The organism is Streptomyces aurantiacus, from assembly GCF_001418335.1.
Lineage (GTDB): Bacteria > Actinomycetota > Actinomycetes > Streptomycetales > Streptomycetaceae > Streptomyces > Streptomyces aurantiacus.
The window spans coordinates 1-2,902 of sequence record NZ_LIPP01000074.1 but is presented as its reverse complement, the minus strand read 5'-3'; the positions used below and the strand labels follow the sequence as shown (position 1 = coordinate 2,902).

Annotated in this window: 3 protein-coding genes; 1 reads left to right on the top strand and 2 read right to left on the bottom strand. The window is 69.6% G+C overall.

What is annotated here, in order from left to right; all coding sequences use genetic code 11:
- Window positions 1-139 precede the first annotated feature (139 nt).
- Entirely contained in the window at window positions 140-1,159 is a 1,020-nt protein-coding gene (locus AOK01_RS11260; RefSeq protein WP_079103334.1) for a LacI family DNA-binding transcriptional regulator, read from the bottom strand.
- A 23-nt stretch (window positions 1,160-1,182) separates the two neighbouring features.
- A complete protein-coding gene (locus AOK01_RS11255; protein ID WP_055510824.1) occupies window positions 1,183-2,049 on the bottom strand; it encodes a winged helix-turn-helix transcriptional regulator in 867 nt (288 codons plus the stop codon).
- A 307-nt stretch (window positions 2,050-2,356) separates the two neighbouring features.
- Here AOK01_RS11255 and AOK01_RS11250 point away from each other — a divergent pair.
- A partial coding sequence (locus AOK01_RS11250) for an alpha/beta fold hydrolase (protein ID WP_157871260.1) occupies window positions 2,357-2,902 on the top strand: 546 nt, incomplete at its 3' end.

Here is a 2,902-nt window from a genome sequence, read left to right as displayed (position 1 = left end):
GCAGTTCCCCGCGCCCCCAGGGGCCTGCGGTCCGGTGGGGGTTGCGTGCGCAGTTGCTCGCGCCCCCGGTTTTTCAGGGGCGCGGGGAACTGCGCGACCAGCCACGACGCACCCGCGGATTCAAACGTCCCCACACCACCTAGCAGCCGCAGCTACGCCGGACCACCAACGACGAAGGGAACAACTTCAACCGCTCCCGCCGAGCCCCGGCAACCCGCAACCCGTCATCAAGCACAAGATCAACCGCCGCCCGAGCCATCGCGGACCGATCGCTCGCGATCGTGGTGAGCGGCGGATCAGTCAACGCCGCCTCCTTGATGTCGTCGAACCCGGCGACAGCCAACTCCCCCGGCACATCGATCCGCAGCTCACGAGCCGCCCGCAACAACCCGATCGCCTGGTCGTCCGTGGAACAGAAGATCGCCGGCGGCCTGTCCGGACCGGCCAGCAGTTCAAGACCCACCTGGTAGGCGTCGTAACGGTTGTAGAGCGCCTCGAAGAGGCGACCCTCCGTGGAGCGCCCCGCCTCGTGCATCGCGCGCCGCCACCCCTCGACGTGGTCGGAGACGGGGTCACCGACGGTGGGGGTCTCCGCGACACCGCCCAGACAGGCCACGTACGCGTAGCCGTGCTCCAGCAGATGCTGCGTGGCGAGGTGCGCGCCGCCCACGTCGTCCGTGACGACCGCGACGTCGTCGATGGCCTCGGGCCGCTCGTGCAGCAGCACCACCCGCGCGTCCCACGCGTCTATCTCGGCGGCGGCCAGATCGTTCAGCGCGTGACTGACGAGGATGAGCCCCGAGACCCGCATGCCGAGGAAGGCCCGCAGGTAGTGGACCTCGCGCTCGCCGACGTAGTCGGAGTTGCCGACGAGCACCATCTTGCCGCGCTCGGACGCGGCCTGTTCGACCGCGTGCGCCATCTCCCCGAAGAAGGGCTGGCGCGCGTCAGGCACGATCAGGCCTATGAGGTCCGTCCGCCGCGACGCCATGGCCTGGGCGACCCGGTCCGGTCGGTACCCCAGTTCCTTGATCGCGGCGAGGACACGCTCGCGCGTGGCCGGGGCAACCGGCCGGGGTCCGTTGTTGATGACATAGCTGACGACGGCGGTGGAAGTACCCGCCAGTCGCGCCACATCATCCCGAGTCACCTTGGCCACGCGCGGAGTCTACGCGGATGGACCTACCGCTGGGCAGGTCGTACGGCTTCTTCCTGCGCCTTTGCCCGATCCTTCGCCGGCGCCTCCGCGCCGTCGGCGGCGCCGACGGCGTCGAGGTGCGCCGTCTCGTCCGCATCCTCCGGCTTTGGCCGGCCCGCCGCCACCGCCTCCGAATTCGCCTCCGACTTCGCCTTGGCCTCCGTAGCCGTGCGGTCCGCCTTCTCCGGAGTGACGAATCGGTAGCCGACGTTCCGGACGGTTCCGATCAGCGACTCGTGCTCGGGGCCGAGCTTCGCGCGCAGCCGCCGTACGTGGACGTCGACGGTCCGCGTACCTCCGAAGTAGTCGTAGCCCCAGACCTCCTGCAGCAGCTGGGCGCGGGTGAAGACCCGGCCCGGGTGCTGCGCGAGGTACTTCAGGAGCTCGAACTCCTTGAAGGTCAGGTCGAGGACCCGGCCCTTGAGCTTGGCGCTGTAGGTGGCCTCGTCCACGGAGAGGTCGCCGTTGCGGATCTCCATGGGGGAGTCGTCGTTGACGATCTGCTGGCGGCCCATGGCCAGCCGCAGCCGTGCCTCGACCTCGGCGGGACCCGCGGTGTCGAGCAGTACGTCGTCGATGCCCCAGTCGGCGGTGACGGCCGCGAGGCCGCCCTCCGTCACGACGAGGACGAGTGGACAGCCGGGTCCCGTGGAGCGCAGCAGCTGACACAGGCTGCGCACCTGCGGGAGGTCACGACGGCCGTCGATGAGGATGACATCGGCACCCGGGGTGTCGACGAGGGCGGGCCCCTCCGCCGGAGCCACGCGTACGTTGTGCAGCAGCAGGCCGAGGGCGGGAAGCACCTCCGTCGACGGCTGAAGGGCGTTGGTCAGGAGCAGCAGAGAGCTCATCGCGCCCCACCTGCCTTGGTCGTCATACGGTCACGCACGGTTCGCTCGCCCATAACGTCTGGTTCCTCCTCGGTCCCTGCGAGGACGTTTTCGGCACTGCTTCGTACTGCTCGCGGCTCCCGCGCCCCCTGTGCTCCTGGGGGCCGGAACTGCGCTCTCCCGGCGTGTCGGCCATTGTTTCCAGCACTTTCACGCCGGGCCACTACGCCGGAGAGTCGTATACACGGTTCGTATACAACGCTGCAGAAAGCGCAAAAGGACCCGGGGGCTTCACTGCCCGAGTCCTCTGCCCAGGAGAATAGCCCACATGAGCCAAGGTCCGGCAGGTCATGTGACGCGATCTTTCATTCGTCCAGAACCTGAGACGGCTGGGGGATGTACGGAAAGTGCCTCGGCAAGTGCCCCGGCGAGTGCTGCGGAAGAAGGGCCGCGAGGGGTGCGGCGGAGGTTTCTGCGTTCCGTCGACGGGGTGACGATCGACGCCGCGTACCAGCCACGAACGGGTACGTCCGACGCGTCCGGCCCGTCCGGCGACCTCGTCATCGTCGTCGCGCACGGCTTCACGGGCGACCTGGAGCGGCCTCACGTCCGGCGGGCGGCGACCGCCTTCGCGCAGTACGCGGCGGTGGTCACCTTCTCCTTCCGCGGGCACGGCGCCTCCGGCGGGCGCTCCACGGTCGGCGACCGCGAGGTGCTCGACCTGGCGGCGGCGGTGCGGTGGGCACGAGAGTTCGGTCACACGCGGGTGGCCACCGTCGGGTTCTCCATGGGCGGCTCGGTGGTGCTCCGGCACGCGGCTCTGCAGGAGGGCGGGCAAGAGGGCGGGCAACAAGAGGGCGGGCAAGAGGAGCAC

What these genes read in the sequence shown, in the direction of transcription:
- AOK01_RS11255 (WP_055510824.1), bottom strand. Translation starts at nt 2,049, where the DNA reads ATGAGCTCTCTGCTGCTCCTGACCAACGCCCTTCAGCCGTCGACGGAG.